The organism is Mojavia sp., from assembly GCF_059505145.1.
In genome coordinates, this window is record NZ_JCACKA010000057.1 from 1 (window position 1) to 26,288 (window position 26,288).

General features: G+C 42.2%; 23 protein-coding genes. 14 read left to right on the forward strand and 9 right to left on the reverse strand.

Translation table 11 applies throughout. From position 1 onward, the window contains the following. Positions 1-257 precede the first annotated feature (257 nt). The gene (locus tag AC5JL8_RS11090) at positions 258-761 is read left to right on the forward strand and encodes a methylated-DNA--[protein]-cysteine S-methyltransferase (protein WP_495879830.1); all 504 of its coding nucleotides are present in this window, start codon (positions 258-260) and stop codon (positions 759-761) included. A gap of 59 nt (positions 762-820) precedes the next feature. On the opposite strand, the gene AC5JL8_RS11095 is transcribed toward AC5JL8_RS11090, so the two are convergent. After that, positions 821-1,678: an acyl-CoA desaturase gene (locus AC5JL8_RS11095; protein ID WP_495879831.1), complete on the reverse strand. Its 858-nt coding sequence runs from the start codon at positions 1,676-1,678 to the stop codon at positions 821-823. A 213-nt stretch (positions 1,679-1,891) separates the two neighbouring features. Between AC5JL8_RS11095 and AC5JL8_RS11100 the strand changes: the two genes are divergently transcribed. The 3 genes from AC5JL8_RS11100 (at position 1,892) to AC5JL8_RS11110 (ending at position 5,031) form a co-directional block, all read left to right on the forward strand. Then, a complete protein-coding gene (locus tag AC5JL8_RS11100; protein WP_495879832.1) occupies positions 1,892-3,115 on the forward strand; it encodes a TetR/AcrR family transcriptional regulator in 1,224 nt (407 codons plus the stop codon). 255 nt (positions 3,116-3,370) lie between these two features. Further along, positions 3,371-4,048: a ribonuclease T2 family protein gene (locus AC5JL8_RS11105; protein ID WP_495879833.1), complete on the forward strand. Its 678-nt coding sequence runs from the start codon at positions 3,371-3,373 to the stop codon at positions 4,046-4,048. A 197-nt stretch (positions 4,049-4,245) separates the two neighbouring features. Then, positions 4,246-5,031 carry an MGMT family protein gene (locus AC5JL8_RS11110; protein ID WP_495879834.1) on the forward strand — a complete coding sequence of 262 codons (786 nt, stop codon included), beginning with the start codon at positions 4,246-4,248 and terminating at the stop codon, positions 5,029-5,031. 155 nt (positions 5,032-5,186) lie between these two features. Here AC5JL8_RS11110 and AC5JL8_RS11115 read toward each other — a convergent pair whose 3' ends face one another. Beyond that, positions 5,187-5,576: a hypothetical protein gene (locus AC5JL8_RS11115; protein WP_495879835.1), complete on the reverse strand. Its 390-nt coding sequence runs from the start codon at positions 5,574-5,576 to the stop codon at positions 5,187-5,189. 131 nt (positions 5,577-5,707) lie between these two features. Between AC5JL8_RS11115 and rppA the strand changes: the two genes are divergently transcribed. Continuing rightward, the gene (rppA, locus tag AC5JL8_RS11120; protein ID WP_495879930.1) at positions 5,708-6,382 is read left to right on the forward strand and encodes a two-component system response regulator RppA; all 675 of its coding nucleotides are present in this window, start codon (positions 5,708-5,710) and stop codon (positions 6,380-6,382) included. A 9-nt stretch (positions 6,383-6,391) separates the two neighbouring features. Next, positions 6,392-7,681: a sensor histidine kinase gene (locus AC5JL8_RS11125; protein ID WP_495879836.1), complete on the forward strand. Its 1,290-nt coding sequence runs from the start codon at positions 6,392-6,394 to the stop codon at positions 7,679-7,681. A gap of 232 nt (positions 7,682-7,913) precedes the next feature. On the opposite strand, the gene AC5JL8_RS11130 is transcribed toward AC5JL8_RS11125, so the two are convergent. Further along, entirely contained in the window at positions 7,914-8,318 is a 405-nt protein-coding gene (locus AC5JL8_RS11130) for a DUF4112 domain-containing protein (protein ID WP_495879837.1), read from the reverse strand. A 585-nt stretch (positions 8,319-8,903) separates the two neighbouring features. Here AC5JL8_RS11130 and AC5JL8_RS11135 point away from each other — a divergent pair. Continuing rightward, on the forward strand, positions 8,904-9,038 hold the full coding sequence (locus AC5JL8_RS11135) for a hypothetical protein (protein ID WP_495879838.1): 135 nt from the start codon (positions 8,904-8,906) through the stop codon (positions 9,036-9,038). Positions 9,039-9,110: 72 nt separating this feature from the next. Further along, entirely contained in the window at positions 9,111-9,863 is a 753-nt protein-coding gene (locus tag AC5JL8_RS11140; RefSeq protein WP_495879839.1) for a TIGR04283 family arsenosugar biosynthesis glycosyltransferase, read from the forward strand. Here the strand turns inward: AC5JL8_RS11140 and AC5JL8_RS11145 are convergent. The 5 genes from AC5JL8_RS11145 to AC5JL8_RS11165 all read right to left on the reverse strand — a co-directional run bounded on the left by AC5JL8_RS11145 (position 9,848) and on the right by AC5JL8_RS11165 (position 18,064). Further along, complete coding sequence (locus AC5JL8_RS11145) at positions 9,848-10,543, reverse strand: DUF547 domain-containing protein (protein WP_495879840.1); 696 nt, start codon at positions 10,541-10,543, stop codon at positions 9,848-9,850. The genes AC5JL8_RS11140 and AC5JL8_RS11145 overlap by 16 nt on opposite strands. Positions 10,544-10,914: 371 nt before the next feature. Further along, a complete protein-coding gene (locus tag AC5JL8_RS11150) occupies positions 10,915-12,612 on the reverse strand; it encodes a beta strand repeat-containing protein (RefSeq protein ID WP_495879841.1) in 1,698 nt (565 codons plus the stop codon). Positions 12,613-12,846: 234 nt separating this feature from the next. Continuing rightward, positions 12,847-14,547 carry a beta strand repeat-containing protein gene (locus tag AC5JL8_RS11155; RefSeq protein ID WP_495879842.1) on the reverse strand — a complete coding sequence of 567 codons (1,701 nt, stop codon included), beginning with the start codon at positions 14,545-14,547 and terminating at the stop codon, positions 12,847-12,849. Positions 14,548-15,385: 838 nt separating this feature from the next. Beyond that, positions 15,386-17,308 (reverse strand): heavy metal translocating P-type ATPase, encoded by a 1,923-nt coding sequence (locus tag AC5JL8_RS11160; RefSeq protein WP_495879843.1) that lies wholly within the window; start codon positions 17,306-17,308, stop codon positions 15,386-15,388. Between the two features lie 360 nt (positions 17,309-17,668). Then, positions 17,669-18,064: a hypothetical protein gene (locus AC5JL8_RS11165; protein WP_495879844.1), complete on the reverse strand. Its 396-nt coding sequence runs from the start codon at positions 18,062-18,064 to the stop codon at positions 17,669-17,671. A gap of 120 nt (positions 18,065-18,184) precedes the next feature. Between AC5JL8_RS11165 and AC5JL8_RS11170 the strand changes: the two genes are divergently transcribed. The 3 genes from AC5JL8_RS11170 (at position 18,185) to AC5JL8_RS11180 (ending at position 19,504) form a co-directional block, all read left to right on the forward strand. Next, positions 18,185-18,313, forward strand: a complete 129-nt coding sequence (locus AC5JL8_RS11170) for a hypothetical protein (protein ID WP_495879845.1) — start codon at positions 18,185-18,187, stop codon at positions 18,311-18,313. A gap of 71 nt (positions 18,314-18,384) precedes the next feature. Further along, entirely contained in the window at positions 18,385-18,507 is a 123-nt protein-coding gene (locus tag AC5JL8_RS11175; RefSeq protein ID WP_495879846.1) for a DUF433 domain-containing protein, read from the forward strand. A 196-nt stretch (positions 18,508-18,703) separates the two neighbouring features. Continuing rightward, on the forward strand, positions 18,704-19,504 hold the full coding sequence (locus AC5JL8_RS11180) for a TspO-related membrane protein (protein ID WP_495879847.1): 801 nt from the start codon (positions 18,704-18,706) through the stop codon (positions 19,502-19,504). A gap of 52 nt (positions 19,505-19,556) precedes the next feature. Here AC5JL8_RS11180 and AC5JL8_RS11185 read toward each other — a convergent pair whose 3' ends face one another. Then, positions 19,557-20,003 (reverse strand): YidH family protein, encoded by a 447-nt coding sequence (locus AC5JL8_RS11185; protein WP_495879848.1) that lies wholly within the window; start codon positions 20,001-20,003, stop codon positions 19,557-19,559. 87 nt (positions 20,004-20,090) lie between these two features. On the opposite strand from AC5JL8_RS11185, the gene AC5JL8_RS11190 reads away from it, so the two are divergent. The 3 genes from AC5JL8_RS11190 to AC5JL8_RS11200 all read left to right on the forward strand — a co-directional run bounded on the left by AC5JL8_RS11190 (position 20,091) and on the right by AC5JL8_RS11200 (position 26,057). Beyond that, positions 20,091-21,215 carry a precorrin-8X methylmutase gene (locus AC5JL8_RS11190; protein ID WP_495879931.1) on the forward strand — a complete coding sequence of 375 codons (1,125 nt, stop codon included), beginning with the start codon at positions 20,091-20,093 and terminating at the stop codon, positions 21,213-21,215. Positions 21,216-21,962: 747 nt separating this feature from the next. Beyond that, the gene (locus tag AC5JL8_RS11195; protein ID WP_495879849.1) at positions 21,963-22,250 is read left to right on the forward strand and encodes a hypothetical protein; all 288 of its coding nucleotides are present in this window, start codon (positions 21,963-21,965) and stop codon (positions 22,248-22,250) included. 174 nt (positions 22,251-22,424) lie between these two features. Beyond that, entirely contained in the window at positions 22,425-26,057 is a 3,633-nt protein-coding gene (locus AC5JL8_RS11200; protein WP_495879850.1) for a DUF4912 domain-containing protein, read from the forward strand. The last annotated feature ends 231 nt before the right edge of the window (positions 26,058-26,288 follow it).

A 26,288-nucleotide genomic window follows, 5' to 3' on the forward strand; every position in this document is an offset into this window, starting at 1 on the left:
AAAGTATCAAATTGTACCTATATAAATCAATTCATCCTTTCATTCAGCAATGCCGAGTCATACAATATAGAGCAGGCATCATTACTAAGTTCGTCAATACGGACTGAGTTCACTGCTATAGCCTCCATTCAACACAACATAACTTCACAAATATATTTTTTCGCGATCGCGGCAGATCAATCATAATTGATCGCGTGATTGCTACCGCAATAGTCGATAAAACAAGCAATTGACCTTTTTGAAATTACATCGATACTGTGAAATTGCTATTTGACAAAATCAGTTCAGAAGTTGGGACAATTTTGATTGTCTCTGATGGGGAAAAGCTTTGCGCTTTAGACTTTGCTGATTACGAGCAAAGAATGTCGAAGCTTCTTCAAAGACGTTATGGCAATTTCTATTTTCAGAATGTGAAAAACCCACAGGGCTTTAGTAGCAAGATTCAAGCTTATTTTCAGGGCGATCGCACTAGCTTAAATAATATTCCTGTCAGTACTGGAGGTACTGCCTTTCAACAGCAAGTATGGCTTGCACTACAAACTATTGCTTGGGGAACAGTAATTTCTTACGGTGAGTTAGCAAAAAGAATTGGTAAGTCTACTGCTTACCGCGCTGTTGGTATGGCAAACTCACTCAATCCAGTAGCGATCGCGCTTCCCTGCCATCGTGTTGTTGGTGCGAATGCTGCACTTACAGGATACGCAGGAGGTTTAGAGCGAAAACGTTGGTTGCTTGCACATGAAGGTGTAGAACTGAAATAACTCAGCCCACGGGGGATAGCGCTGTGGGCATGGTAGATGCATACTAGTTCAGTAGTAATTTATCCTTGACTTGCCTTTTGAGAGGGAGGCATCACTACTTTTTTAGCTAAACCCAATGTCTTCAAGGCTTGGATACTCCACCAAGTAACATCAATCTCCCACCAAGAAAATCCAGATTTAGCCACATGGGGATAAGTATGATGGTTGTTGTGCCATCCCTCTCCATAGGTGACGATGGATACCCACCAAAGATTACAAGAGCCGTCATTAGCATCAAAGGAGCGATAGCCCCACTTGTGTGTTGCTGAGTTCACGAACCAGGTTGAGTGCCAAAGCAAAACTGACCTGGCAAAAATACCGTAAATCACGAAAGGCCAGCCACCCAAGAGATACAAAAATATGCCGAAAGGTATTTGCAGCAGTACGAAGTACCGATCTAACCAGCGATAGAACGGTTGTCGTGCTAGGTCAGGTGCATATTTATAATAGGTTTCAGTATCGAAGAATTCGGGACGAGGGTATAAAATCCATAACATATGGCTCCACCAAAACCCTCGCTCCGCAGAGTAGGGATCTAAATTGACATCTTCAGTGTGGGCGTGATGCTGGCGGTGACCGCCAACCCAAAAAATTGGCCCTCCTTGAAGAGCAAGAGCTCCGATAAAGGCGATCGTATATTCTAACCACTTGGGTACTTGGAAACTCCGATGACTCAGCAATCGGTGATATCCCAAGCAAATACCAATGCTTCCAAACAACCAATGGAGAAACACCAGCAAGCCTAATGCTGACCAAGAAAAAAACCAAGGCGCTAGTAAAGCTAATGCATGAAATGTGCCGAAAAAGACCACGTTCGTCCAACTGAGGCGGAGTGAAGTTCTTTCCTCAGAGGCGATTGTCAGAGATTTTGCAGTCATAAAAACTTTTATTTGATGAATAATGAAGCGATCTGCTTTTTTTCGGGCGTACTCTTGCTAGGGATGTTTGAGGCTATTGCACTTCACACCCTACAAGGAAGTTACCCCCTTCTGTACAAGTTCGTTACAGTAAGGTAAAGCAAGTATCACTTACATTTGCTATGCTAACAACTTCGCAGTTTATATGCAAGTGCCACTTGCATTTATGTTTTTATGGCATCTCAAACCCATTCAGCTCGGCAACGTCTGATTCAGGCAGCACTTGAATTGTTTACAGCTCAGGGAGTCAGTGGCACTACCACCCGTCAAATTGCAGAAACAGCAGAGGTCAACGAAGTGACACTATTCCGGCATTTTGGCAATAAGCATGGACTCTTACTAGCTGTGTTAGAAGAATCTGCGGCTTTCAAGAATTTAGGTGAGTCTTTGGTGCGCCGGGCAAGCCCTCCTAGTAGTGTTTATCAAGCTCTGAAAGATTATGCAAGTGACACTTTACATGCATTAGAACGAGTGCCGGAGTTTGTGCGGTCTGTTGTAGGTGAAGCCGACCAATACCCAGCGGAAAATCGCCGTGCCTTAGGAAGGGGTTTAACCGAGGCTAACCGCTATGTGGCGGAGTATTTAGCCACTGTCATTCAGCAGGGGCGCTTAAATACTTATCTACCCGCGGAAAAATTAGCTAGTTTGCTAAATGGGATGCTTTTGGGATACGCCGTTATCGAATTTACTAGTGAATTTCACGAACTTTGGGAAGATAGAGATGATTTTCTGGAGAATTTGGTGGAGTTATTTTTACACGGTGCTATGTCACCTTCAGCGGAATCAGCAGTAGATTATTTACCAGGAAGCGCGATCGCTATAGAAGTGGTTGATTTACCTGCTAGTTTAGTCCACGAAATTCTGCAACAAGCTAGGAAATTGGGAGTACAAGATTATGCCTTGGCATATGTGTTATTTGGTGCTGGGTTATCCGCTACAGAGATAGTTGGCTTGCAGCGATCGCACCAAATTTACGATGCTCAAGGGTACTTTCTGCAAATCACAACCCCAGGGTTAGTTCGTCAAGTGCCTGTAAATCAATGGATTTTGGGCAAACGCTATGGCTCATATACTAGCAATCCCTTAATTAAATGGTTGAAAAGTCGTAAAGATATTCAACCAGCAATGTTTCTCAATGCAGCAGGAGAACCAATTTCCGAGCCAGTAATTGAGATTCGTTGGGAAACATGGACTGAGGGAATGCTAACTCCACAAGGACAACCGCCTGCGATCGCCCAAGCACAACAGACTTGGCGTGTAGAAATGTTAATGCGAGGCATTAGCTTAGAAAATTTGAGCATCCTCACCGGTTGCGATCGCACCCAACTACAACCTTATGCCCGCAGATCGCGAGAAAAAGCAGCACTGGAGCAAGCTACCCGTTTGGATAATAAATAGAAAACTTTTGGGTTGGGTAATAACGCTGTTAGCAGAGATACTTATTTATACTATTCGACTTGAAACCACTACACATAGGTAGCAGAGGAGAATGACTTATACCAATTTTCCCAAATTCAGCAACGGTTCCAAACTCAGAAGCCCTTGTGAAGTCTGGCTTTCTTAATTTTGAATTTTGAATTGGCATAATCCAGTATCCTTTATTACTAAACTACAGTAATGTATATTTTGTAAATTTCATCACAGAGGCTATTGATGCTGAATCTGCCGCTCAAAAAATTATTAGTAGTATCTTCTCTAACAATAACTGGCTTTGCTATACCTAATGCCGTTATTGCTCAAAATCGTGCTACTCCCGGTCAATTTGATTTTTATGTCCTGGCGTTATCGTGGTCACCAGATTATTGTGCTAAAAATGGTGACCGTGACCAACAGCAATGCAAACTAGGTAAGAAACTTGGTTTTGTACTACATGGACTGTGGCCGCAGCACCAAAAGGGTTATCCCGCTAATTGTTCGACTCAAAAATTACCTTCACAAATCAAGCAACAGTTCCCAGGTTTATTCCCTAGTGATAAGCTTTACAATCATGAATGGGAAAAACATGGTACTTGCTCTGGCCTCAGCCCTGTACAATATCTGGCGTTATCTAAACATTTAAAAGATTCTGTTATTATTCCCACAGCTTATAATCGTCCTCCTAAACCATTTCGTACCACAATCAAAGACCTAAAAAATACATTTGTGAGTGCTAATAGTACATTTACCACTGATGGAATAGCACCACAATGCTCTGGTTCAGGAAGATTTTTGCAAGAAATCTTCGTTTGCTACACGAAAGACGGTAAACCAGGTGCTTGTAGTGCAGAACTTCTACAGCGTTCTCAAAAAACCTGTGGTCAGCCCAATTTTTTAGTGAGAAACGTTAGATAAATGTGTAATTATTAATTTTTACTTATGCTTCAAGAAGGGAGCTTGAATAAAGAATACCTACGTTAAGCGTAGACTATCAGTTTAGAGCTACAGTTACAGAAATCCGGATCGGCTACGTAGGCTAAATAAATATAACCTGCGGAGCCGATTATGTTTATTTAGCTAAGATAAGAAATTATTCCAGTAAATAATAGTTTATGTTTGATAGATCTGGCTCAATAGTACATCTTTTTACTAAGGTGGAACAAGGTTCTACAATGGTAAAGCTTTCTAGAATTAATTTAAAATTAGGGCATGGCATAGACGGAGATATTAATGCTAACCGTATAAGCCCCAGGCAAATTTTAATTGTTAGATATGAGGATATTTATCAGCTTTCAATACAGCCAGGAGAATTGCGAGAAAATATTGTGATTAAAGGTCTAGATGATGAGCAATTTAGACCCGGCTCTCTCATTGTATTTGAAAGCGGTGCTGCCATTCGTTTAACTTTTCACTGTGACCCATGTAAACGAATGAAACATTTAGTACAATCATTACAAAATATTCAAGGTAAAAGAGGAATTTTAGGTGTAGTCATCGCATCAGGTAAACTAGAAGTCGGCAATAGTTTTTACATTAAAGCAAAACAGTTTCCTGCATTATCCGAAAAGCCCTATGAGCGCTTTTTAAAATATATAATTAAAGTTCCAAATGGAAAAATAGTTACATATAAACATATTCTTCAAAGCATAGGAGTAGATAAAAGCTATATGCGAGCTATTCCGACGTATCTTAATAACACCTCAGCTACTGATTATCCTATACATAGAATATTGGACTCTCAAGGTAATTTAATATCCTATATTCACGAACAAAAAAATAAGTTGGAAGCTGAAGGTATTCAAGTTTTATCTGAGACTGATTCATTTAATAATTCATATAAATTTTTTGTTGATCTTAAAAAATATTTATGGGAAGACGACACTTTATATTTAGCTTAGTTGTAACATTTTTTATTAGTAATAAATTTGTTAAAAAATAATTAATAAGTATATGTCTTCATTTCTTTTATTAAAATTTAGCTGAGTTGGGTCAAATTATAAAACAATTTGTGCTGCTGCCTTTTACCTCCTGCTTTATTCCAAGGACAAAATAGCTAATCTTTTATCCGGTAGCGCACCAGCTTCCGCACATTTGCAATTGTGATGTCTAACTCTTGGGCAATATCTATTTCCACTTGATTAGCATTTGTAGTTGGAAACTCAAACTCCAACTTCTTCAAGCTAGGATCTTTAGTTTTAACTATGACTAAAGTGGCACCTTTTGTTCTGTTTATTTCTGCTTGAATCAGTACAACTGTCAGCGATAGCTTAACATCGAATTGAGTATTTGCTTGTAATTTATTTACGCTACCGTAAGGGCGACTCAATATTTGTTCTGCCATCAGGTTGCCACCAAACCAAAAGAAAACACCCAACAGAGGCAGGGGAAGGCAGAATTCTATAATTGGAGAGTGTAGCAATTGCCGCCAACGTTGTAAAAACATAGGATTGTGATAATTGCTAATTTAAAATTTTAATTATCTATTCCGCTAGAAATACTACTCATGGAAGACGCTCTGTATCCATCGACCTCTTTAGTATGAGACAGAATAGCGATGGGGTGCAAGCGTCAATTATGCGGATACTTTTAGTAGAAGACGATCCGGAACAAATAGAACCACTGCATACAGCGCTATCCCAAGCAGGGTATATTGTTGACAGCGTTACTGATGGAGAGATCGCTCAATGGGTGATGTCGCAAAGAGAGTATGACTTGCTAATTTTAGATTGGTTGTTATCGGAAATTAGTGGATTGGATCTGTGTCGTCAGTATCGACGCTCTGGAAAAAGTACGCCTGTATTAATGCTGACAGCTAAAGACACTACAGCCGACAAAATTGCCGGATTGGATGCGGGAGCAGATGATTATTTGATTAAGCCTGCCGACGTATTTGAATTGCTGGCACGTGTACGGGCGCTATCGAGGCGATCGCCTGTTTGTCTAGGAAAAACTCTTGTGCTGGCTGATTTACAACTGTGTCAAGCAACCCTAACAGTGACGCGAGGCGAGGCAATCGTGGAATTATCTGCCCGTGAGTATCAGTTGTTAGAGTACTTAATGCGTCACCCCCAACAAATTTTAACCCGTGACCAGATTGAGCAGGTATTGTGGGAATGGGGTAGTGAGCCGGAAAGTAACGCTATGACCTCCCTAGTACGGCGACTGCGGCAACGCTTGCAGGTCATAGGTGCAGCTTCCTGGATTGAGACAGTTTACGGCCTGGGCTATCGAATTACGCCTAAATCTTAACTCTTAACTATGTTCACCCGTAGCCGTCGTAACTTGGCTCGTTGGTTTACCCTCTCTATGGGCAGTATTTTAATCGTTTTTGCTGGGGTGCTTTACTACCAAGAAGCTGTTGAGCAGTTGGCACTAAAGGATCGGCTACTTTACAAAAAAGCTAGGGTGATAGCAGCTTCGGTGCAGTATGAATTACAGCAGGGACAAGGACGTGTGGATCTCAGCAATGTGCCGTTTTTAGGAAACAACCCACCTCCAGCAGATACTGAGGTAATCTATGCTGGTTGGTACGATCGATTAGGCAAGCTGAGACAATTTTTTGGTGCGCCTCCTCCAGAACAGTTAAGCGCGGCTTTTGAATTTCAAACTATTAAAACAACCAATGATTTGCCCTTGGCAAAGTCGAAAGTTTCTTGGCTACGTCAGCTAACCCTGCCAGTACGACACAAAGGACAGCTGATTGGCTATGTCCAGGTAGCAATATTGATGGCAGATGCTCAAGATGCCTTGAGAGGATTATTAATGTTTTTGATAATGGCTGTTCCCATCGCTTTGGGGGTGATTAGTCTAACAGGTTGGGTTTTGGGAGGGCTGGCAATGCAGCCGATTCGTTTCAGTTACGAACAACTTCAGCGCTTTTCTGCTGATGCTTCCCATGAATTACGTACTCCTTTAGCGGCGGTACTCAGCAATGCTCAAGTTGGTATGCTAGCGCCACTTGATCAAGGTGCGTCCAAGCATCTGCGTTTAGAGAAGATTGCAGAGATAGCTAAATCAATGAATACTTTAATTGGTAATTTACTATTTCTGGCACGGCAGGCGGGGCATTTATCACCTGAATTTCTTAAAGAAGTAGATTTGACAGATTTACTAGGAGAATTAATAGACTTTCAGTCTACTACTATCGCTGCCCAGCATTTAAATATTAAAAGTGATTTGCCAGAACAGTCAATTGTGGTGCTGGCTGACCCAGATCTATTGCATCAAGCAGTAGGAAATCTCCTGAGTAATGCTTGTAAATATACAAAAGCTGGTGGGATAGTACAGTTGCGCTTGTATACCCAGTCCTGTTCGGCGGTGATTCAAGTTGAAGATAACGGCATTGGCATCCCTGCTACAGATTTGCCTTATATCTTCGAGCGGTTTTATCGAGTAGATAAGCAACGGGCGCGAGAAACTGGGGGCTTTGGTTTAGGACTGGCGATCGCTCAACAAATCGTCCAAGCACATGGTGGTCATCTTAGCGTCAAAAGCGAAGTTGGGCAAGGTTCCATTTTTCAAATTGAATTGTCAATACACAAAAACTAAATTTCGCTCAATGCAAGAGTTTCAGCAACTTTTGCCTTTTAGGTTATAAAAAGAACAACCTCACATTATTGGGAGGTTGCTTTATATATAGATTCAGTTTTTGTTAGTAGAGGTTGGAGTTACAACATTTTTGTTCTAATGTTGTGTCTCATACTACTGTTATTATTATAACCTCAAACAATCATATCAGCCACTCGTAAAAATGTTTAAAAACGTAAACCTATATAGTGGATTATACGAGACTTGTTTCTTGAGCTAACAATTCATCAGCTACTTCTTGAAGTTTTGGTTCCATTACCGCCAGATGTTGCTCTAAAATTGCTAAATTGCGAATGTTGGACTTATAAAAAGCATCAAATAAATCCCCTACTAAAGGTACAGTGCCAACGACTGTTTCTAAACCTACATTAAAAATCATTTTGGCTAAGTCCTGGCGTGGTATGCCAAAGCGAGTAGCTAAAAATATTATGTAAGCTGAAAACGCTGTGCTAATTAAATCACCTGCACCTGGAACTAGACCAATAATTGGGTCTATTCCAATACGCAAACCTACGCCTGGAATGCGTATAGAAGTATCCATGAGGCGGCTGAGTTTGCGGATGCGGTTGAGAGTAGCAAGTCGTTTTGCAGCGTTCATAATTTATCATATTTGCACTACTCTTAAGTTGCACTATTTATTAGTGAGTCGTCTTGTACCGTGAGAAAGAACAAAATGAGGAAATAGATAAAGTATGGGAGTAAGCTGAAGGGTGTAGATTTAATCGGAATTACTAAGGGGCTTCCAGTTAGGGTGTACTTTTGTTTTTTGGCACGCAAAAGAACAAGGACAATAAAACACGCTTTTATGCGATCGCTAATTTATGTAGTTTTATATTTAACCCGATTAGTAGAATCTATCTTTGGTAATAAAAGCCGCTAAGATTTTGGTTAGATTTACAGCAAGAACTTAGAAAATCACTTGGATACACCGAAAAGTCACCTGAAACAACGTCATGACTTGGATTGGCTAAGGGCGCTGGCGGTGCTATTACTAATTTATTTCCATGCCGCTGTCATTTTTTACAAGGTGAAATAGGAGATTTTTATATCCAAAATGATTTGCTAAGTCCTTCGTTAGGGGGGTTTATCTTTTTTGTACATCAGTGGCATATGATGCCATTATTTTTCTTAATTGCGGGGTCTGCTAGTTGGTTTGTGCTTGAGTTGCGGACACCGATGCAGTATGTTAGCGATCGCTTTTTATGTTGTGCAATGGAATTTGGGAATCACAGAAAAGTTTTTGATTATTAGTAATGCAACTTTTGTAGTAACGATCGCTTTATATGATGTATTGATCAAGCGCTTCACCATTGCCTGATTTTTGTTTGGGTTAAAACCCATACACATCAGTCCGGTAGAATAATAACAACGGCAAAACACTGTGAAGTGCATGTCTCAAGTTTCGATTGTCATTCCCACTTTAAATGAAGCGGCTAGTTTAGAGCGCACATTACGCCAACTGACTTTACTGAATCCGCCAGCAAAAGAGGTAATAGTAGTAGATGGTGGTAGCGAAGATGAAACAATAGCGATCGCCAAGCAATTTCAGCCATTCCATAAAGCGCTGACGATACAAATTCTTTCCTGTAAGCAGCGTGGGCGTTCTATTCAGATGAACTACGGAGCGTCATCTGCCACTGGAGATATTCTTTGCTTCCTTCATGCAGACACTTCGGTTCCAGATGACCTTATTGCTATCATTGAACAAACCCTGGCAAAGCCAACAGTTGCCTGTGGTGGATTCATTTCTCTAATGGTAGGTTCTCAAACAACTCGCTGGGGTATCTCTCTACATAATTATCTGAAAACCTATTACGCGCCACTGCTATTTAAACCTCATCTTTTTTTTAAAGGATTGCGCCTTTTATTTGGAGATCAGGTAATATTCTGCCGTCGGATTGACTTTTGGGATTGCAGTGGATTCGATGAAGCATTGCCGATTATGGAAGATGGCGATTTATGTTTGAAACTGGTGCAAAAGGGGCGAATTTGTCAAGTAAACCGCATTGTTCAAAGCTCTGATCGCCGCGTGGCAAAATGGGGTAGTTTGAAAGCAACTGCAATTTATCTTTACATCGGGATTTTGTGGGGAATTGGCGTTGATGCCAACTATCTCAAGCAGTTTTATCAAGACATTCGCTGATTAAGGCTCCAGTCATAGTGAAGATAGGAAATTGGCGTTGAGGCAGTTAGGGGCAGGTCTGTGTTCAAGTAAGAACGGATGTATTCTGGTATAGAGGGCGCAACCTTAACAAAGTCTTGACGATACCACTTTAAGATTTTGTTACAGTAAAGGACTTGGCTTTGGGAATCGTAACGAACTTTTTCTGGATTATTAATGAAACGCCGAGCATCTTCATCTAACTGCTGACTGACTTGCTCAGGAAAGTAAGCTCCCGGACGCAGTAAGGGACAACCAATCGAAGCACAAACGATCGCAAAATGAATACGTGGCTCCTGCAATTTGTCTCGCAGAATTTGATTCTCAATTTGGGCTAGGCTGTAACGTTTGCCAAAGATGTCATAAATCCGGCGTTGAAAAAACCACAAAAACCCAAGCCAGTTAGGAATGCCTAAAATACGCGGACGAATTGACTCGATTGGGTATTGTTCTAAAACCGTCGAAATGGTAAACGCATTGTAGAGGTTGATCCACAATGCCAATTCTTCCGCAGCATTGGCATTAAATTGAAGATGTTTTATGCTTGAGAGCCAATCGGCAAGGGCTTGAGGTTGCTCCCTTTTCCAAGCAAGATAGTCTACACGACCCTGTTGATCAACATATTGACGCAGTAACTTGTCCCAAGGTTCAAAATCAATCATGAGCGCTGTGTTTAGCTGTTGACACTTGTTTTAACTTATCGTTTTCCTAACATTTTTTCTCTGTCAAGCGTGGGGTTATATCATGTCCGCTAAATTAGTTGCGATATGTCATTGCGAGTGCAACGAAGTGGAACGACGCAATCCCAATATCTTTGCGATTGCTTCCCTCCGGTCGCAATGACAAGTGTTTAACCGGACATGATATTAATCTAAAATCCAAAATCCAAAATTGAGTGCCCGTGCAATATAAAACTGCCCTGGAGTAAACCCAGAGCAGTGTTTGATAGAAGTGAGCTTCTCGACACAATGCGTATTTTTAATTTAATTGCAGGCGATCGCTTTTTGTACCTTCTCAAAGCGTCGCGATCGCGTTAAACAAGAGTCGTTCCACCAGATAAAATATGTTCAATACCGCTAACTGTCAAAACATTCGTACTGGCAGTATTCTTAATCTGGAAGAAGCCATTAACATCAGGTGTTCCAATGGTGTAGCTGCCACTACCGAGAACCGGAAGCAGTAAGGTATCGTAGCCTTGACCACCACTTAACTTGGCAGTACCGAATCCCAGGTCAAAGATGTCGTTCCCGTTATCTCCACTGATGAAGATATTGGCAATAGCTCCATCCTGATTAGCACTTTCAATCGGATTGCCTTGAGCGTTTAAACCGCTGATTTTCCTTGCTTTGAACAAATCGTCACCAACTCCACCATCAATGCCAACGACATTTACACCATTGCCCTCTAATCCCACGCTTGTGCCGTAGCCGAGAACTTGGTCATTGCCGTTACCTGCATTGATGCTCCCAGCAGTATTGGAGATACCAACTCCACGTCCGTTTGAGCCAGGCTTGCCTGTTCCACCAATACCGATGCCCTTAATGACATCGTTTCCATTGCCACCATCAATATTGGAACTGTTAGCAATACCTATACCATCACCACCAAGGCCTATAATAATGCCCTGACCTCCAGTGTCCTTGCCTCCTTCGCCTCCTGTGCCAATACCAGTAATTGAATCGTCTTCGGTTCCACCACTGATACTGCCCGTGTTTTTGATGCCGATTCCTTTGCCACCGGCGCTAGTACGATCAGCGTAGGCGAAACCTCCTTGACCGCCTGTTCCAGTCCCGACAATAGAGTCTTTTCCTGCATCCCCATCAATCTTGCCTGTATTAGAGATGCCGACCCCATCTCCGCCTGTGCCACCATAGATAGTACTATAGCCAGTGCCTGTGCCTGTGATGGTATCATTTCCCGTACCGCCACTGATACTACCACTGCTTAAGATCCCAGTGCCATCTCCTGCATACATTCCTCCTGTACCGATGCCTTTGATATTGTCGTTGCCTGCATCTCCACTAATCTTGCCTTGATTTGAAATACCTACACCACCCTCATCGTTATCGTCACCGCTCTCACCTGTGCCTGTGATCGTATCATTTCCTGCCCCAGCACTGATGATGCCTGTGGTACTGTTGAAGATGCCGATTCCTGGCGCGCTACTTCGATGGGCACCGCCGCCGTTACCTGTGCCTGTGATCGTATCATTTCCCAAACCAGTCTCTATGGTACCGCTATTGTCAATACCAATTCCCCTTGAATCACCAAAACCACCCTGACCTTCACCAATGATCTTGTCATTTCCCAAGCCAGTCTTTATCGTACCGCTATTGAAAATACCAGTTCCGCTTGAAGAACCAGCAGCGTCACCCTTACCAATGATGGTGTCGTTTCCCAAACCAGTCTCTATGGTACCGCTATTGAAAATACCAGTTCCGCTTAAAGAGTCAGAACTCTGACCATTACCTGTGCCTGTGATCGTATCATTTCCCAAACCAGTCTTGATGGTGCCGCGATTGGAGATACCAGTTCCCTTTGAATAATTAGAATTCCGACCTTCACCATTGATAGTGTCGTTTCCCGAACCAGTATCAATGATGCCATTAGTTAAAACTTCAATGCCAATGTTTTCAATGCCGCCATTCGGCCCACTAACATTCTCGATACCTTGAATTAGGTCGGCCTTATCTGTACCAATGATATTGGGAGGAACTTTCAGTGTACTCATACGAATTCATCCTTATATGTAATGTTCTTTAAAGCTTGAGACACAGCAATTCGACTTTTACGAAATACATATCTACAAAATGGAGAAGAATGAAGCGCAGGCTTTTTCACTTCATCCAATAATTTCGTATTATTTAACAGCACCAACTAAAGTAGTTCTTTTTTTGCTTGCGTATTTCTCGTTTAATAGCAGGCAAGGACTTTTTTGTACCTTCTTTAACCCGTGGAGATCGCGTTAAACAAGAGTCGTTCCACCAGATAAAATATGTTCAATACCGCTAACTGTCAAAACATTCGTACTGGCAGTATTCTTAATCTGGAAGAAGCCATTAACATCAGGTGTTCCAATGGTGTAGCTGCCACTACCGAGAACCGGAAGCAGTAAGGTATCGTAGCCTTGATCACCACTTAACTTGGCAGTACCGAATCCCAAGTCAAAGATATCGTTTCCGTTAGCCCCACTGATGAAGATATTGGCAACAGCTCCATCCTGATTAGCACTTTCAATGGGATTGCCTTGAGCGTTTAAACCGCTGATTTTCCTTGCTTTAAACAAATCGTCACCGGTTCCACCATCAATGCCAACAATATTTACACCATTGCCCTCTAATCCCACGCTTGTGCCGTAGCCGAGAATTTGGTCTTTGCCGTTACCTGCATTGATGCGACCAGGAGCAGTATTGGAGATGCCGACTCCACGACCGTTTGAGTTAGAATTGCCTTTTCCACCAATACCGATGCCCTTAATGACATCGTTTCCATTGCCACCATCAATATTGGAACTGTTAGCAATACCTATAGCATCACCACCAAGGCCTCTGTCTCCACCGCCTCCGTCGCCGGTGCCTGCTGCGCCTCCTCTGCCAATACCAGTAATTGAATCATCTTCGGTTCCACCACTGATACTGCCCGTGTTGGAGATGCCGATTCCTTTGCCACCATTTCCAGGGCCATTAGTGAAGGCGAAACTCCCTTTAGCGCCTGTTCCAGTCCCGATAATAGAGTCTTTTCCTGCATCTCCATTAATCTTGCCTGTATTAGAGATGCCGAATCCATCTCCGCCTGCGCCACCTTTGATGGTAGTATCGCCAGTGCCAGTGCCTGTGATGGTATCATTTCCCGTACCGCCACTGATACTACCACTGCTTAAAATTCCAATGCCGTCTCCCGCATAATAACCTCCTATGCCGATGCCTTTGATATTGTCATTGCCTGCATCTCCACTAATCTTGCCTTGATTTGATATACCTATACCTTTACCGTCATCGCTATAGCTACCGCCATCACCTGTGCCTGTGATCGTATCATTTCCCCCACCAGCACTGATGATGCCTGTGGTAGTGTTGAATATGCCGGTTCCTGGATAGATGTAACCAGGGATAGGGGCACTGCCGCCATTACCTGTGCCAGTGATAGTATCATTTCCAGAATCAGTCTTTATCGTGCCGCTATTATAAATACCAGTTTCGCTTGAAATAGAACCCTGAGCTTCACCAATGATAGTGTCATTTTCCAAGCCAGTATTTATGGTACCGCTATTAAAAATACCAATTCCGCTTGGAGAAGCAACAGCCTGACCCTTACCAATGATAGTGTCCTTTCCCAAACCAGTCTCTATGGAACCGCTATTGAAAATACCAGTTCCGCCTAAAGGCACAGAACTCTCACCCTCACCTGTGCCTGTGATGGTATCATTTCCCAAACCAGTCTTTATGGTGCCGCTATTGGAAATACCAGTTCCCTTTGAAGAATAAGAACCTCGACCCTCACCATTGATAGTGTCGTCTCCCGAACGAGTATCGATGATGCCATTAGTTAAAACTTGAATACCAATAAATCCAATGTCGCTTTGATAATTGACATTCTCGTCGATACCTTGAATTAGGTCGGCCTTATCTGTACCGATGATATTGGGAGGAACTATCAGTTTACTCATACGAATTCATCCTTATATCTAATGTTTTGTAAAGCTTGAGCAAAAGTCTCAAAACATCAGCCACAGCAATTCCATTTTTACTAAATACAGATATACGAAATGAATAAGAATGAAGCGCAGGCTTTTTCACTTCATCCAATAATTTCGTATTATTTAACAGCACCAATTAAAATAGTTCTTTTTTCGCTTTACGGAAGCAAAGCTACAAAAGCACATAACACAATTCTAGATTGATATTAGTAGTATTAGTAGATTTTCGATAGTAGTTAAGCTTCAGAAAATCTCATATTTTTAATTAAATACTTGCTGTGTCCTTACTCAGCTTTGCTTCTAGTAGTTGTTAATAATTATTATTTTTTTAAAAAATGAATACACATGATTACAGGTAAATAATATACAGTAGTAGCAGTGCAAAAACGGACACGGATAAAGATTAGAAAACTTACGTACTGTAAAAATCTACTGTTTTGTGGATTAATGGTAATATGTTGCTTCAGGCTTTTTACCATCATTTTTTGATAAAAGCGATCGCCTCCGGCTCGGTGCAGGTGTACAATTACTCAAAAAGTGGCGAAAAACTAAGGTTAAATTCTTACTTATCATATTTTATATTTAGTATTCTCTATCGCCATGCCGATCAATTGTTTAAAGGATGTTTAACAAGTTTTATAAATAGTTAAAAAGCTCTCAAGATGTAAACTGCAAATACTTTATAAAGCAGCACCAAGAGAGCCATAAGTAAAGCTTACCCCGGCAACCTGACTCAACAGTAGTTTGAATTGATTAGCGGGTTAGTCTCATAGTTAATAAGTTTTTTAAACCACAGGACAAAAGCGATTCATTTGAGCAATCTTAGCCCACTTAGAGTTACTAACACTGTAGAACCTTCATGCCCAATCACGCCGATGGGTAGATTAACATTTCCGAGAAAATTACCCACCAAAAGCAACAGAATAAAACCCAAGGCTACAACTATATTCTGTTTGATTATGGTTTGCGATCGCCTACCCAAATGCATCGCCACAGCAATTTTTTCTAATCTGTCTGCCATTAGCACGATATCGGCTGTTTCTAATGCTACATCGCTGCCAGCTACACCCATAGCAATACCTACAGATGCTTGAGCTAAGGCAGGTGCATCGTTAATACCATCTCCTACCATTGCGACTGTTTGATACTGCTTCTGCAAATCACGTATAATATCTAGCTTATCTTCTGGTAAAAGTTCTGCATATACTCGATCAATTCCTACTGCCTGAGCGATGCTGTGAGCAGTGCGCTGGTTATCGCCGGTAATCATCACAATTCGTTCAACGCCCAACTTTCTTAAACGAGTAATAGTTAATGCCGCTTCATCGCGTACCATGTCTGCAATAGCGATCGCACCTATCACTCCAAATTCTTCTTCCCTGCTCCCTTGTCCTACCCAAACAACGGTTTTCCCTCCCATCTCCAAAGATTGAGCTAAGTTCTGTAATTCTTTTGGTAACTCAGTAACATACTCCCGCACAAAAGCAGCATTCCCGACAATTACTGTTTTTTCTTTGGCAATCCCGACAATTCCCTTTCCTGGTATAGCTTGTACATCAGTTGCACGCACCCAGTTTAAATCAGTAGCCGCCTGTACAATTGCTTTACCGATGGGATGTTCTGAGAATGTTTCTAAAGATGCTGCGGCTTTTAATACATCTGTTTGCAAGTATTCACCATGAGCAATCACCTGGAAAACTTGCACCTGTCCTGTTGTTAAAGTACCAGTTTTATCAAAGGCGATCGCCCGGACTTGGCCAATCTTCTCCAATTGGGCACCATTTTTAAATAAAATCCCTTGTCTTGCACCATTGGCAATTCCCGAAAGTAGCGCTGGCATAATTGCAGCCATCAAAGCACAGGGAGAAGCTACTACCAAAAAAGTCAGGGCACGGTAAATTGTGGTTTCCCAATCCCAACCCCAAATAAATGGCGGTAAAATCGCCAGCAAAAATCCCAAGCTGACAATTACCCGTGCATACCCCCGTTCAAATCGCTCGATAAATTGTTGCGAAGGTGGCGCTTCTGTCTGTGCTTGTTCTACTAAACGAATTACGCGTTGAATTAAGCTGCTGGCTGCTGGTTTGTGTAGCTTCAACTTCAACGCGCCATAGCCGTTGATTGTACCTGCAAAAACTTCTTCGCCTACCGTCTTTTCTACAGGTAAAGATTCACCTGTGATTGCAGCTTGATTGATGGTGCTATAACCAGACACAATTAAGCCATCAGTAGGAATTAGCTCTCCTGGTTTGACAACAATCTCATCGCCCACCTGTAGCTGGTTGATGGGCACTAACTCTTCTTTTCCCTGACGTAAAGCTGTTGCTGTGTCTGGCGTTAGACTCATCAAACTGCGGATACTGCGCTCAGTTCGCCGCATAGCATAGCCTTCTAATGCGCCACTAATGGCAAAGATGAGAATCAAAATTGCACCATCAACAATTAAATGGTATTCCCGTTGCCATAAGCCCAAGCTAGCTGCACCTACAGCCGCCACAATCATCAGCAAATCTACATCGAGTTCTTTTTCTTTGAAGAGCGTAGTTAATCCCTCACGGGCACTTTCGTAACCACCGATAATATACGCCGCAGGTAACAGCAGCAACGCCCATCCCAAAGCGCCAAGATGCAAAGCAAACCATCCAAAAAATAGTAGCAGCCCACAAAGTAGAGCTGCTATGACATCTGTATGTTCTTTGGTGAATTCATTAAAACGTTGGGGGTAGAGCATGAGAGTGTGACAGTAAGTGGACTCTCTCACGCTAAACCTTGACATTAATGTTAAGGTCAAGGGTGTAGGGCTGGTAATCGCCGTACACTGAGGAGCTACAGCACACGTGATTTTAGAGTGTATTGAAAACAGACAACGCTATTGAATCAGGAAAACTGGCTCTAAAGCTGATTTCCAGCAATAACGGTCTAGGCATAGCATTAGTCCAAATAGGTAAACAGGAATCGGCAGCAAGTTTTTTTTCAATAGAGTCCTATGGGCTTCCCGCAGGGTAGCAAGTGGCGTGGTTTCCCTCACGAGCGACTGCCGAAAGGGTTAAGCAACTTGTAGCAAGTGGTATTGTTGCGTCAACGAATAATACTATGCAGTTTGAGCAGACTTAACGGTTGTTTCTTCTGCAACTGCTTTTAAACGGGTGATTGTGCTTTTACGAATGCGATCGCTTTTCCGAACACCACCAGCCATTACATATTCCTGGCTGTCTTTACCGTATTTTACCGCAACTGCCAGCAGCATTTTTTCACACAAGGCGCTCAAGTTTTTTTCTAGCTGTTCAATATCACTTCTGTAAGCATGAATCACAGCCAGAGCAGTATTATGAGCATCAAGTTTAGCGCGTAACTGCTCAATTTTTTGTATCATATTTTGCAAACTATTAGCATCGCCAAAATCTATATTTGGATTAATAGCCTTAAGTCCAGAAACTCTGAGTTGAGCTTTTTCGAGAACACGAGATGAACGTTTTGCGCGAGGCATAGATTTACTCATATAAAGGTTCTAGTGTTAGCTTCTCTCAAAAAAGCTGTATTATGGCTCAGGGTAAATCACAAATTTTTGTGTTTTTTAAACTATATTTTTTAATAAAATTATGTAATTGTGCTTAAGCAGTTAGCGGTTGAAACCCACAGAGGAAAACACGACTTCCAGCAGCCTGTTGAAACATCTTATACCAAGTTAAAAGGTGTTGTGATGTTGGTAAGGAAAGCTGATTTTGCGATCGCTTGAAGTCACGCCACTACGATTACTGACAACCCCATACAATAATATTTAGTGTGAAACATTTGGGAGAATAAGTTTTGGCAACTATTACCGATATCGGCGCACTAATTAACCATAATCCTGAAATACATGGAGGTTGCCCAATTATTGCTGGTACAGGGGTGACAGTCCGGCGCATAGCTATCTGGTATAAACAATGAAATCGTTGACTGATAAGGGGTTGAGAAAATTAATAGCTTTGATGTCGGGAATCAGGAAAATCTGCAACTCTCAGTTTGCGTAAGCGAAGCTCGACGTAGACATCGCTAATTCATGAATCTGCATATTTCCAAAGTCTTTAAGCCCATGAAAATACAGAATTTGTATTTTTTTTAGTGCCATTCATCTCATTATCCTATGCAACAATCCACGTCTAGCAACAACTGGGATTTACTACGCCAGTTTGTTACCTTGTTTGCAATTATTGGCGCTTTCTTGATCAATGTTGCATCAAACTTTTTTCCGCTCAATGGACTCAGTATAGGTGAAATTTCCAACACTTTGTTCAAAAATGTTCTAATTATTCCTGCTAACTACGCCTTTGCCATTTGGGGACTGATTTACCTTGGATTATTCGTATTTGGAATCTATCAGTTTCTACCCAGCCAGAAAGACAATTTAGATTTACGCAAGACAGGATATCTGTTGGTAATTGCCTGTATTGCTCAAAGTATCTGGGTGTACCTGTTTCTCTCCAGATTTTTTGCCCTTTCTGTAATTGCAATGCTCTTGATTCTATTGCCATTGATTAGTATCTACCTAAAATTAGGTATTGGGCACAAAAATGTACCTCGTGCCCAGAAGTGGTGTCTTCACTTTCCCATCAGCATTTACCTGGGTTGGATTAGTGTTGCAACTATTGTCAATGTAGCGTGTGCTTTGTATTCTCAGGGTTGGAACGGATGGGATATCTCTGCTCAAGTATGGACTGTCATTATGTTGTTGGCAGCTTTTTTAATAGCAGCAGCCATTAGTATTCAACGTCAAGATATTGCTTACGCGGGAGTAATAGTCTGGGCATTAGTTGCGATCGCAATTAAGCACTGGAACGACCCTTTGCTAAAAAATGTAGCATTGATTTTGGCAATTGTTCTAGTTGCGATCGCCATAATTAAAAATTTACGGCCTCGTTTAGAACATATAAACTCTAGTCAGTAATTGTAATAATTGTAGGGTGGGCGACTACCCTACGCCGTGTATATCTCAAAGCTTAAAAATATTTTTTAAGCGATTGAAGCTTTTCATTGGGAACAGAATTTGGAGAAACTGGTTTGCGATCGCGCCAAAGAACTAAAGGGATACTAAGAATACCAAAAACCATAACAGCCCCAGTCACGAGCCAAATTAGTAACCGATTTGGTCTGTAATTTCCCTGTTCAATTTGCCAAAAAACTTGATTGTACCGCCATGCTGCCAAAACAATGACAATAATTCCAAAAATTACTAAGCTAACACCAAGGTTTTCCGAATTAAACAAGGCATTAGCAGGAGTTGGCTGTTTAGTAAGCGCTGTTTGAATTTGGCGCAAAAATAAACCAAAGCGAGCAATAGCGAAACCAAAAGTAATCAATGCAATTGAAGTGCGTAACCAAGCCAGAAAAGTACGCTCGTTAGCTTGATGTTCTCGTTGACGGTCAACTTCAGAATTTCTCACCATGTGTACTCATCATAGGACGTTTTCTTGGAGTTTCAGAGAGATTACATGGGGCATTGGGCATTGGGCATGGGGTAAATTAAGTAAATGATGAATGCTACTTGCTTAACAATCAAAGAACTTACTGATGCGGTGGGGGGTGGCATTACTCCACGGATGGTGCGACATTACCATCAATTAGGATTATTACCACAACCAGTGCGATCGCCTAGCAATTATCGCCTCTACACTCAAAAGGATGTCATCAGGCTACAACGAATTGTGGCACTGAAGCAGCAAGGGTTCCAACTCAACCACATTCGCCAAATTCTCGAAGTAGAACCAGAAACCGACACAACTAAAACCTTGATGGCGCAACTGCAAAAGCAGTATTTAGCAGTGATGCAGCAAATTTCCCAACTGCGGCAAACAGCATCGGCATTAGAAGGTTTATTGGGACGAGATCAGCATTGTCAAAATACGCAAGCTGAAGTTTTGGCACAACTCAAGTTACTAGAAGTAGAAACCCAAACAGGATTAGGGGGGCTAGAACAACTTTGGAGTGGATTAGATGCGGAAATTCACACTCACCCGGAAGCTTTTCAAGAATCGTTGCAACGTTTGCTACCCGATTTATCTGAACGTTCAGAAATTGAACAACACTTGATTTCTCAGTTGGTATTAGCTTGTGGTGATGTGAGTTTGGTATCATTTGTCAAGTTAAGCCAAGGTGCGATCGCTGCTAGTCGTAAAGCTCTCTCTTCAAGCTGTCAAATTGTCGTCGATATCCCCACTGTTGCTACTGCTCTAGATAGTACGAGATTAGCCCATTTAGGCTGTCGGGTAGAAACACTTATTGATAATCCCCACGTTACCACTGCCGCAGAAGCAGAAATTGTCTTTTGGCAGCAGCAAAAATGGCAGGAGAAATTACAGCAAGTACCCAAAGGTTGTGTGCTAGTGGTTGGTTATGCTCCCTCAGTACTTCTGGAAATATGTGCAGCGATTGGCAACCAAAAAATTCAGCCTACATTAGTGATTGGTATGCCAATTGGCTTTAGTCATGCTCCCGCAGCTAAACGTTTACTGATGCAACAAACAGTACCTTTTATAACCATTGAAGGGACAATGGGAGGCGGCTTATTAGCTGCTACTGCCCTGAATGCTCTGATTGAATCACTAATTGATAAACCGGATTGTCACTGTTATCTTGGACACGACAGCATTGCTAAGTAAAAAGAGCCATGAGTGCTGAGTGTTGAGTGCTGAGTTAAAAGCGGAATTTTTGTTGGTAAATACTGCTATGACAGGCAATTAGAGGCTTATTTTAAAGAGAGCCTTTATACCATCTGCAATGTGGGCTGTATGTCGCCCCCTCAGAGTACAGAAATAGAAATAACTAACCAAATAGGAGAAATTGATCTAGACTTTATTCGTGATGATTTACCTAATTGGAAAAGGTACAGAAATTGTAATTCAGATTTCTACTATTTGCTTAAATAAAGCCTAGAAATCAGCACCTTGTCAGTAAATGGTTAAAGCATATAGCAGTCCGCTTTGATTTTGTTCGCGCAGCGTGGCGTAGGCATACTTACTCGTAGAAGTAGGGAATAGGAAAGAAGTAATAGAAATGTACCTAGCTTCGCAAAAATCAAATAATAATCTTATATCCTAGTAACTTAATGCGGGAACAGTAGGAATTGATTGCAGGAGACTTTCCATCAGAAAAATCCGTGGTCATCCACGCGCTGTAGCTTCATGTGGTGTGGTCAATGCAATTTTTTATCTGCTTTGCAAAAGATGTATAGCACCCACCAAGGCTCTTAGGGCATAGATTAAAAATAGTCCCTTTTCCTGTCGAGCGATCGCTCAACCTATATCCAAGTCCTCAAGCCATAGATCTCAATGATTTTAAGAAAAGTGAAGCCAGTTGAAGAAGAGGTCAGGGAGCAGGGGAAATAGCTCAGACGGGGATTCAAACCCATGTTCCGCTCCGCTCCACAGCAAGCTTCAGGGGCATTTCACCCTGCCTTTTCATTTAACCAACATCTTCTTGTTTTTTTATACCTGCCTTTTCTCGCCGTTAGCGCAAGAGGGATCGCTTGCTTTAGTTTATTTCGCGGTGAGAAACTGACGCTAACGGCGATCGCCGCTGCTTCGACTTGTCGCTGGGTGAAAAGAGTAAATAAAATTACAAGGCAGAGGCTGTTGCCACAACTGGGTGATTTGTTATTAGCACGGCTAAGTAGAAGATGTAAGTCAAAAACTTAGCACAAAGAGAATAGAGATGTATAATTAGCGCGTCTCTTTCATAATAAAAATAACTTTTAGGGTTGGCCGACTTTCTGTTTTGTGTACCCTGATTAGGAGCATATGTGGCAACAAGAAAAAAAAGATAGTGCGATAGTCCAGCTGGCATTACTGCTTGCCATAGCAACTATGCCTATGGCAACAACTCTCTTGGTGTCGTCACCTATACTGGCGCAATCTCCGACTGATGCTCCCTCTTTTCCGCTACCGCAAACAGTGGAGAATGGAACAACAGTGCGGATTGATGGTTCAAGTGGCTTGGCTGGGATTAATCAAAGCTTAAAACAAAGTTTTGAGAAACAGTTCTCTGGTACGAAGGTTGAAGTTGCAGTTAACGGTACTGATGCAGCACTGAAAGCTTTACTAGATGGGCAAATTGATATAGCGGCTCTCGGTCGTGGACTGACTCCAGAAGAAAAAGCACAAGGTCTAGAGCAAGTGCGCTTACACCGAGAAAAGATTGCGATTATTGTAAGTGCGGATAATCCTTTTCAAAAAAGCTTGACAAGTAGGCAATTCGCTAGAATTTTTCGGGGGCAAATTACCAACTGGTCGCAACTGGGAGGGCCAAACGTTAAGATTCGTGTGATTGATCGCCCAGCAACAAGCGACACTCGCAATAATTTTCGCAGTTATCCAGCTTTTAAAAATGCTGAGTTTACCACTGGTTCTACTGCTACTCAAATAGCCGAAGATAACACCGCAGAAATCGTCAAACAATTGGGTAATGACGGCATCAGCTATGCATTAGCTAATCAGGTATCACAACTGCCTGGTGTGCGAGTTCTTCAAATACATCAAACTTCACCAGATGATCCCAAGTATCCCTTCTCCCAACCTTTAGTCTACGTCTATAAGCAAAATCCCAATGTGGGTGTAGCAGGTTTTCTTGGCTTTGCGATCGCACCACCAGGACAACAAGCAATAGAAGAAGCAAGAACAGCAGAAGCTGCTGCGATCGCTAAAGGCGAATTGCAACCATTTGCTACAAATACAAATATCTCCCCAACTACTGAGGCGACAACTGCTGCTACTGCTGACCCAACTAGTGAATCTACAACCACGACAGCACCTAATGTAATTACTTCCCCTGCTGATCCGTTGGCGACTCCGGTTGAAAGCAATTATGCGAGCGTGCAAAGGGAAGCACCATTTTGGTTACTATTGCCTCTATTGGTTATGTCTGCCATAGGTGGATTATCCTATTGGTTGTTCCGCACAAGACGCCCATCGACACCTGAGGAAACAGACGAAGCCCCAGATTCATCTGTTAATACCCCTTCGGGTGAACCTATATCAACTGTGAGTGATGACGCCATTGCTACAACTTCTGTTAGCAAGGCTACATCTGCTCCAGTGCTAGTGGTAAACAACACCACCTTAGCAGGAAAACCAGAGACGGATATTTGGTCTGATACTTATGACACAGAATCAGATCCAAATCTAAGTAATATTACAATAAATTCCAAAGATAAGGTAGCAACCGTTCCAAAGTCTGGCGAAGCTGTTTGGGAGACAGAAGCACCAGCGGCAGTTGTTAATACTTCATATCCACACCGACAAGATGTGCCTAAAGAAGCTTCTCAAGCAGAATTGTTAACAACGACTGAAATATCGATTTCAAATTTTGATGTCAAAAATTGGGATATCGAAACCACTCAAGACCAAATAAAAGAACAACCCCAGGCAGAATCCAACATTGCAGAAAATATTAACTCGGCTGGCATTGCAGCAGGAGCAGTTCTCTCGTCTATTAATGCTGGCTCAGGCTCAAATACAGAAGATACTAATAATACGATAGAAAGCAGTGATAATAATCACCAATTAAATTCACTAAATTCAGGTGAAGCCGGATCTGAAGGCGGATTGCCAGTAATTGAATTAGCAGCAACAATTCCCGATTTGCCTGAAGTTAACGAACAGACATCTGAAGGCGGATTGCCAGTAATTGAATTAGCAGCAACAATTCCCGATTTGCCTGAAGTTAACGAACAGACATCTGAAGGCGGATTGCCAGTAATTGAATTAGCAGCAACAATTCCCGATTTGCCCGAAGCCCCCGAACAAACATCTGAAGGTGGATTACCAGTAATTGAATCAGCAGCGACAATTCCCGATTTGCCCGAAGCCCCCGAACAGACATCTGAAGGTGGATTACCAGTAATTGAATCAGCAGCCGCAATTCCCGATTTGTCCCAAGTCCCTGAATTAGCATTGAATGCGGTAGCAGACGCCGCCGAATCAACTGCCGAGCCGACGACAGAAGAAGATATTTTTGAAATATTCTCTGATCTGCCAGAAACGACCACTCAAGCAGCATCTAACTCGCAAGAAGATATTTTTCTACCCAACTTAGAGGCTTTAACCGACGAAGCAACTGTAGCAGCAGATGCAGAACTTGGGCCTTGGGCTACGATTTATGGCATTGAGGATGACAATGCAGCAGCCGTAAACGAAGAAACTGTTGATTGGTCAGATACAAATGTTGAGGACAGTGTTATTCTCAGACCCCACACTCCTATGTGGGCTTATGTATCGTGGGTTATTAGCGACGTTCACAAGCAAGTCTTGCAGGGTTCCGGTTCCCGCTTGGCATTGCGACTCTACGATGTCACCGATCTCGACCTGAGTTACCAAAGTCCGCAGTTTATTCAGCAGTATGAATGTGAAGAAGCAACACGGGATTATTTTGTCGAGATCCCCAAAGGCGATCGCGACTACATCGCAGAAATTGGCTATGCCACAGATGGTGAACACTGGGTGTCAATCGCCCGTTCTGCTACTGTTCGCTTTTTTAGTAGTACCGACACAACAGAAGAAACTGCCGATTCGCTAGATGAAAATGTTGAGGATATTATTTTCCTCAAACCTCGTACTCCTGACTCGGCTTATGTTTGGTGGCTTCTTAGCGATACTGCTCACAAGCAAGTATTGCAGAGTTCTGGTTCTCGCTTGGCATTGCGGCTTTACGATGTCACCGATCTCGACCTAAGTTATCAAAGTCCGCAGTTTATTCAACAGTATGAATGTGACGAAGCAGCACGGGATCATTTTATCGATATTCCCAAAGGCGATCGCGATTATATTGTAGAAATTGGTTATCCCACAGATGGCGATCGCTGGGTGTCAATAGCCCGTTCTGCTACTGTTCGTGTCTTTAATAGTTACGACACAGCAGAAGAAACTGCTGATTCATTAGACGCAAATCTTGAGAGCAGTATTGTTATCACACCCCGTACTCCCAAGTGGGCTTATGTTTGTTGGTACATTAGCGACACCCAAAAGGAAACTTTGCACAATTCTGGCACTTTCCAATTGGCGCTACGGCTTTACGATGTCACTGATATTGACCTGAGCTATCAAAATCCCCAACTTGTGCAGCAGTATGAATGTGAAGAAATATCGCACGATCGCTTTGTCGCGATCCCCACGAGCGATCGCGACTACATTGCAGAAATTGGCTATATCATAGATGGCGATCGCTGGGTATCAATAGCCCGTTCCGCTACTGTTCGTGTATTCAGCCGCCCCCATACAGATTTCTGGTTTGTGGCGGATGCTGAGTTAATTATTCACGGGGCAACTCAACCAGATGCAACTGTAAGCATTGCGGGTCATTCGATTAAACTTAAACCGGATGGTACTTTCCATTTGCGTGTTCCTTTCTCAGACAGCTTAATCGACTATCTGATTGAAGCAAATGCTGCCGATGGCACCCAGACTAAAACGATTCATAAACTGTTCTCTCAGGAAACACCAAAAAACTAGCAACTTGCTGTATACTAATTGATATTTAGTACTAAATATCAAAAAACATCGCAATACGGTTTCTCAAGGAAAGAAGAAATATTTACTTCTTTCCTCTTTTTTTGGCAAATTATCGCTATTTATGGAACATTTTATCCCAATTCTCATAAATCCTACTACAAATTAATATCCGCGTCTTCTTTCACGTACTTTACACTACAACACCAAGGGTGATCGGCGAACCGCGCTATC

What these genes read in the sequence shown, in the direction of transcription:
- AC5JL8_RS11150 (WP_495879841.1), bottom strand. Translation starts at nt 12,612, where the DNA reads ATGAGTACACTGAAAGTTCCTCCCAATATCATTGGTACAGATAAGGCC.
- AC5JL8_RS11135 (WP_495879838.1), top strand. Translation starts at nt 8,904, where the DNA reads ATGTTAGCGATCGCTTTTTATGTTGTGCAATGGAATTTGGGAATCACA.
- AC5JL8_RS11200 (WP_495879850.1), top strand. Translation starts at nt 22,425, where the DNA reads ATGGCAACAACTCTCTTGGTGTCGTCACCTATACTGGCGCAATCTCCG.
- AC5JL8_RS11185 (WP_495879848.1), bottom strand. Translation starts at nt 20,003, where the DNA reads ATGGTGAGAAATTCTGAAGTTGACCGTCAACGAGAACATCAAGCTAAC.
- AC5JL8_RS11155 (WP_495879842.1), bottom strand. Translation starts at nt 14,547, where the DNA reads ATGAGTAAACTGATAGTTCCTCCCAATATCATCGGTACAGATAAGGCC.
- AC5JL8_RS11140 (WP_495879839.1), top strand. Translation starts at nt 9,111, where the DNA reads ATGTCTCAAGTTTCGATTGTCATTCCCACTTTAAATGAAGCGGCTAGT.
- AC5JL8_RS11095 (WP_495879831.1), bottom strand. Translation starts at nt 1,678, where the DNA reads ATGACTGCAAAATCTCTGACAATCGCCTCTGAGGAAAGAACTTCACTC.
- AC5JL8_RS11115 (WP_495879835.1), bottom strand. Translation starts at nt 5,576, where the DNA reads ATGTTTTTACAACGTTGGCGGCAATTGCTACACTCTCCAATTATAGAA.
- AC5JL8_RS11100 (WP_495879832.1), top strand. Translation starts at nt 1,892, where the DNA reads ATGGCATCTCAAACCCATTCAGCTCGGCAACGTCTGATTCAGGCAGCA.
- AC5JL8_RS11110 (WP_495879834.1), top strand. Translation starts at nt 4,246, where the DNA reads ATGTTTGATAGATCTGGCTCAATAGTACATCTTTTTACTAAGGTGGAA.
- AC5JL8_RS11125 (WP_495879836.1), top strand. Translation starts at nt 6,392, where the DNA reads ATGTTCACCCGTAGCCGTCGTAACTTGGCTCGTTGGTTTACCCTCTCT.
- AC5JL8_RS11190 (WP_495879931.1), top strand. Translation starts at nt 20,091, where the DNA reads ATGAATGCTACTTGCTTAACAATCAAAGAACTTACTGATGCGGTGGGG.
- AC5JL8_RS11160 (WP_495879843.1), bottom strand. Translation starts at nt 17,308, where the DNA reads ATGCTCTACCCCCAACGTTTTAATGAATTCACCAAAGAACATACAGAT.
- rppA (WP_495879930.1), top strand. Translation starts at nt 5,708, where the DNA reads ATGCGGATACTTTTAGTAGAAGACGATCCGGAACAAATAGAACCACTG.
- AC5JL8_RS11130 (WP_495879837.1), bottom strand. Translation starts at nt 8,318, where the DNA reads ATGAACGCTGCAAAACGACTTGCTACTCTCAACCGCATCCGCAAACTC.
- AC5JL8_RS11195 (WP_495879849.1), top strand. Translation starts at nt 21,963, where the DNA reads ATGTTCCGCTCCGCTCCACAGCAAGCTTCAGGGGCATTTCACCCTGCC.
- AC5JL8_RS11165 (WP_495879844.1), bottom strand. Translation starts at nt 18,064, where the DNA reads ATGCCTCGCGCAAAACGTTCATCTCGTGTTCTCGAAAAAGCTCAACTC.
- AC5JL8_RS11145 (WP_495879840.1), bottom strand. Translation starts at nt 10,543, where the DNA reads ATGATTGATTTTGAACCTTGGGACAAGTTACTGCGTCAATATGTTGAT.
- AC5JL8_RS11105 (WP_495879833.1), top strand. Translation starts at nt 3,371, where the DNA reads ATGCTGAATCTGCCGCTCAAAAAATTATTAGTAGTATCTTCTCTAACA.
- AC5JL8_RS11180 (WP_495879847.1), top strand. Translation starts at nt 18,704, where the DNA reads ATGCAACAATCCACGTCTAGCAACAACTGGGATTTACTACGCCAGTTT.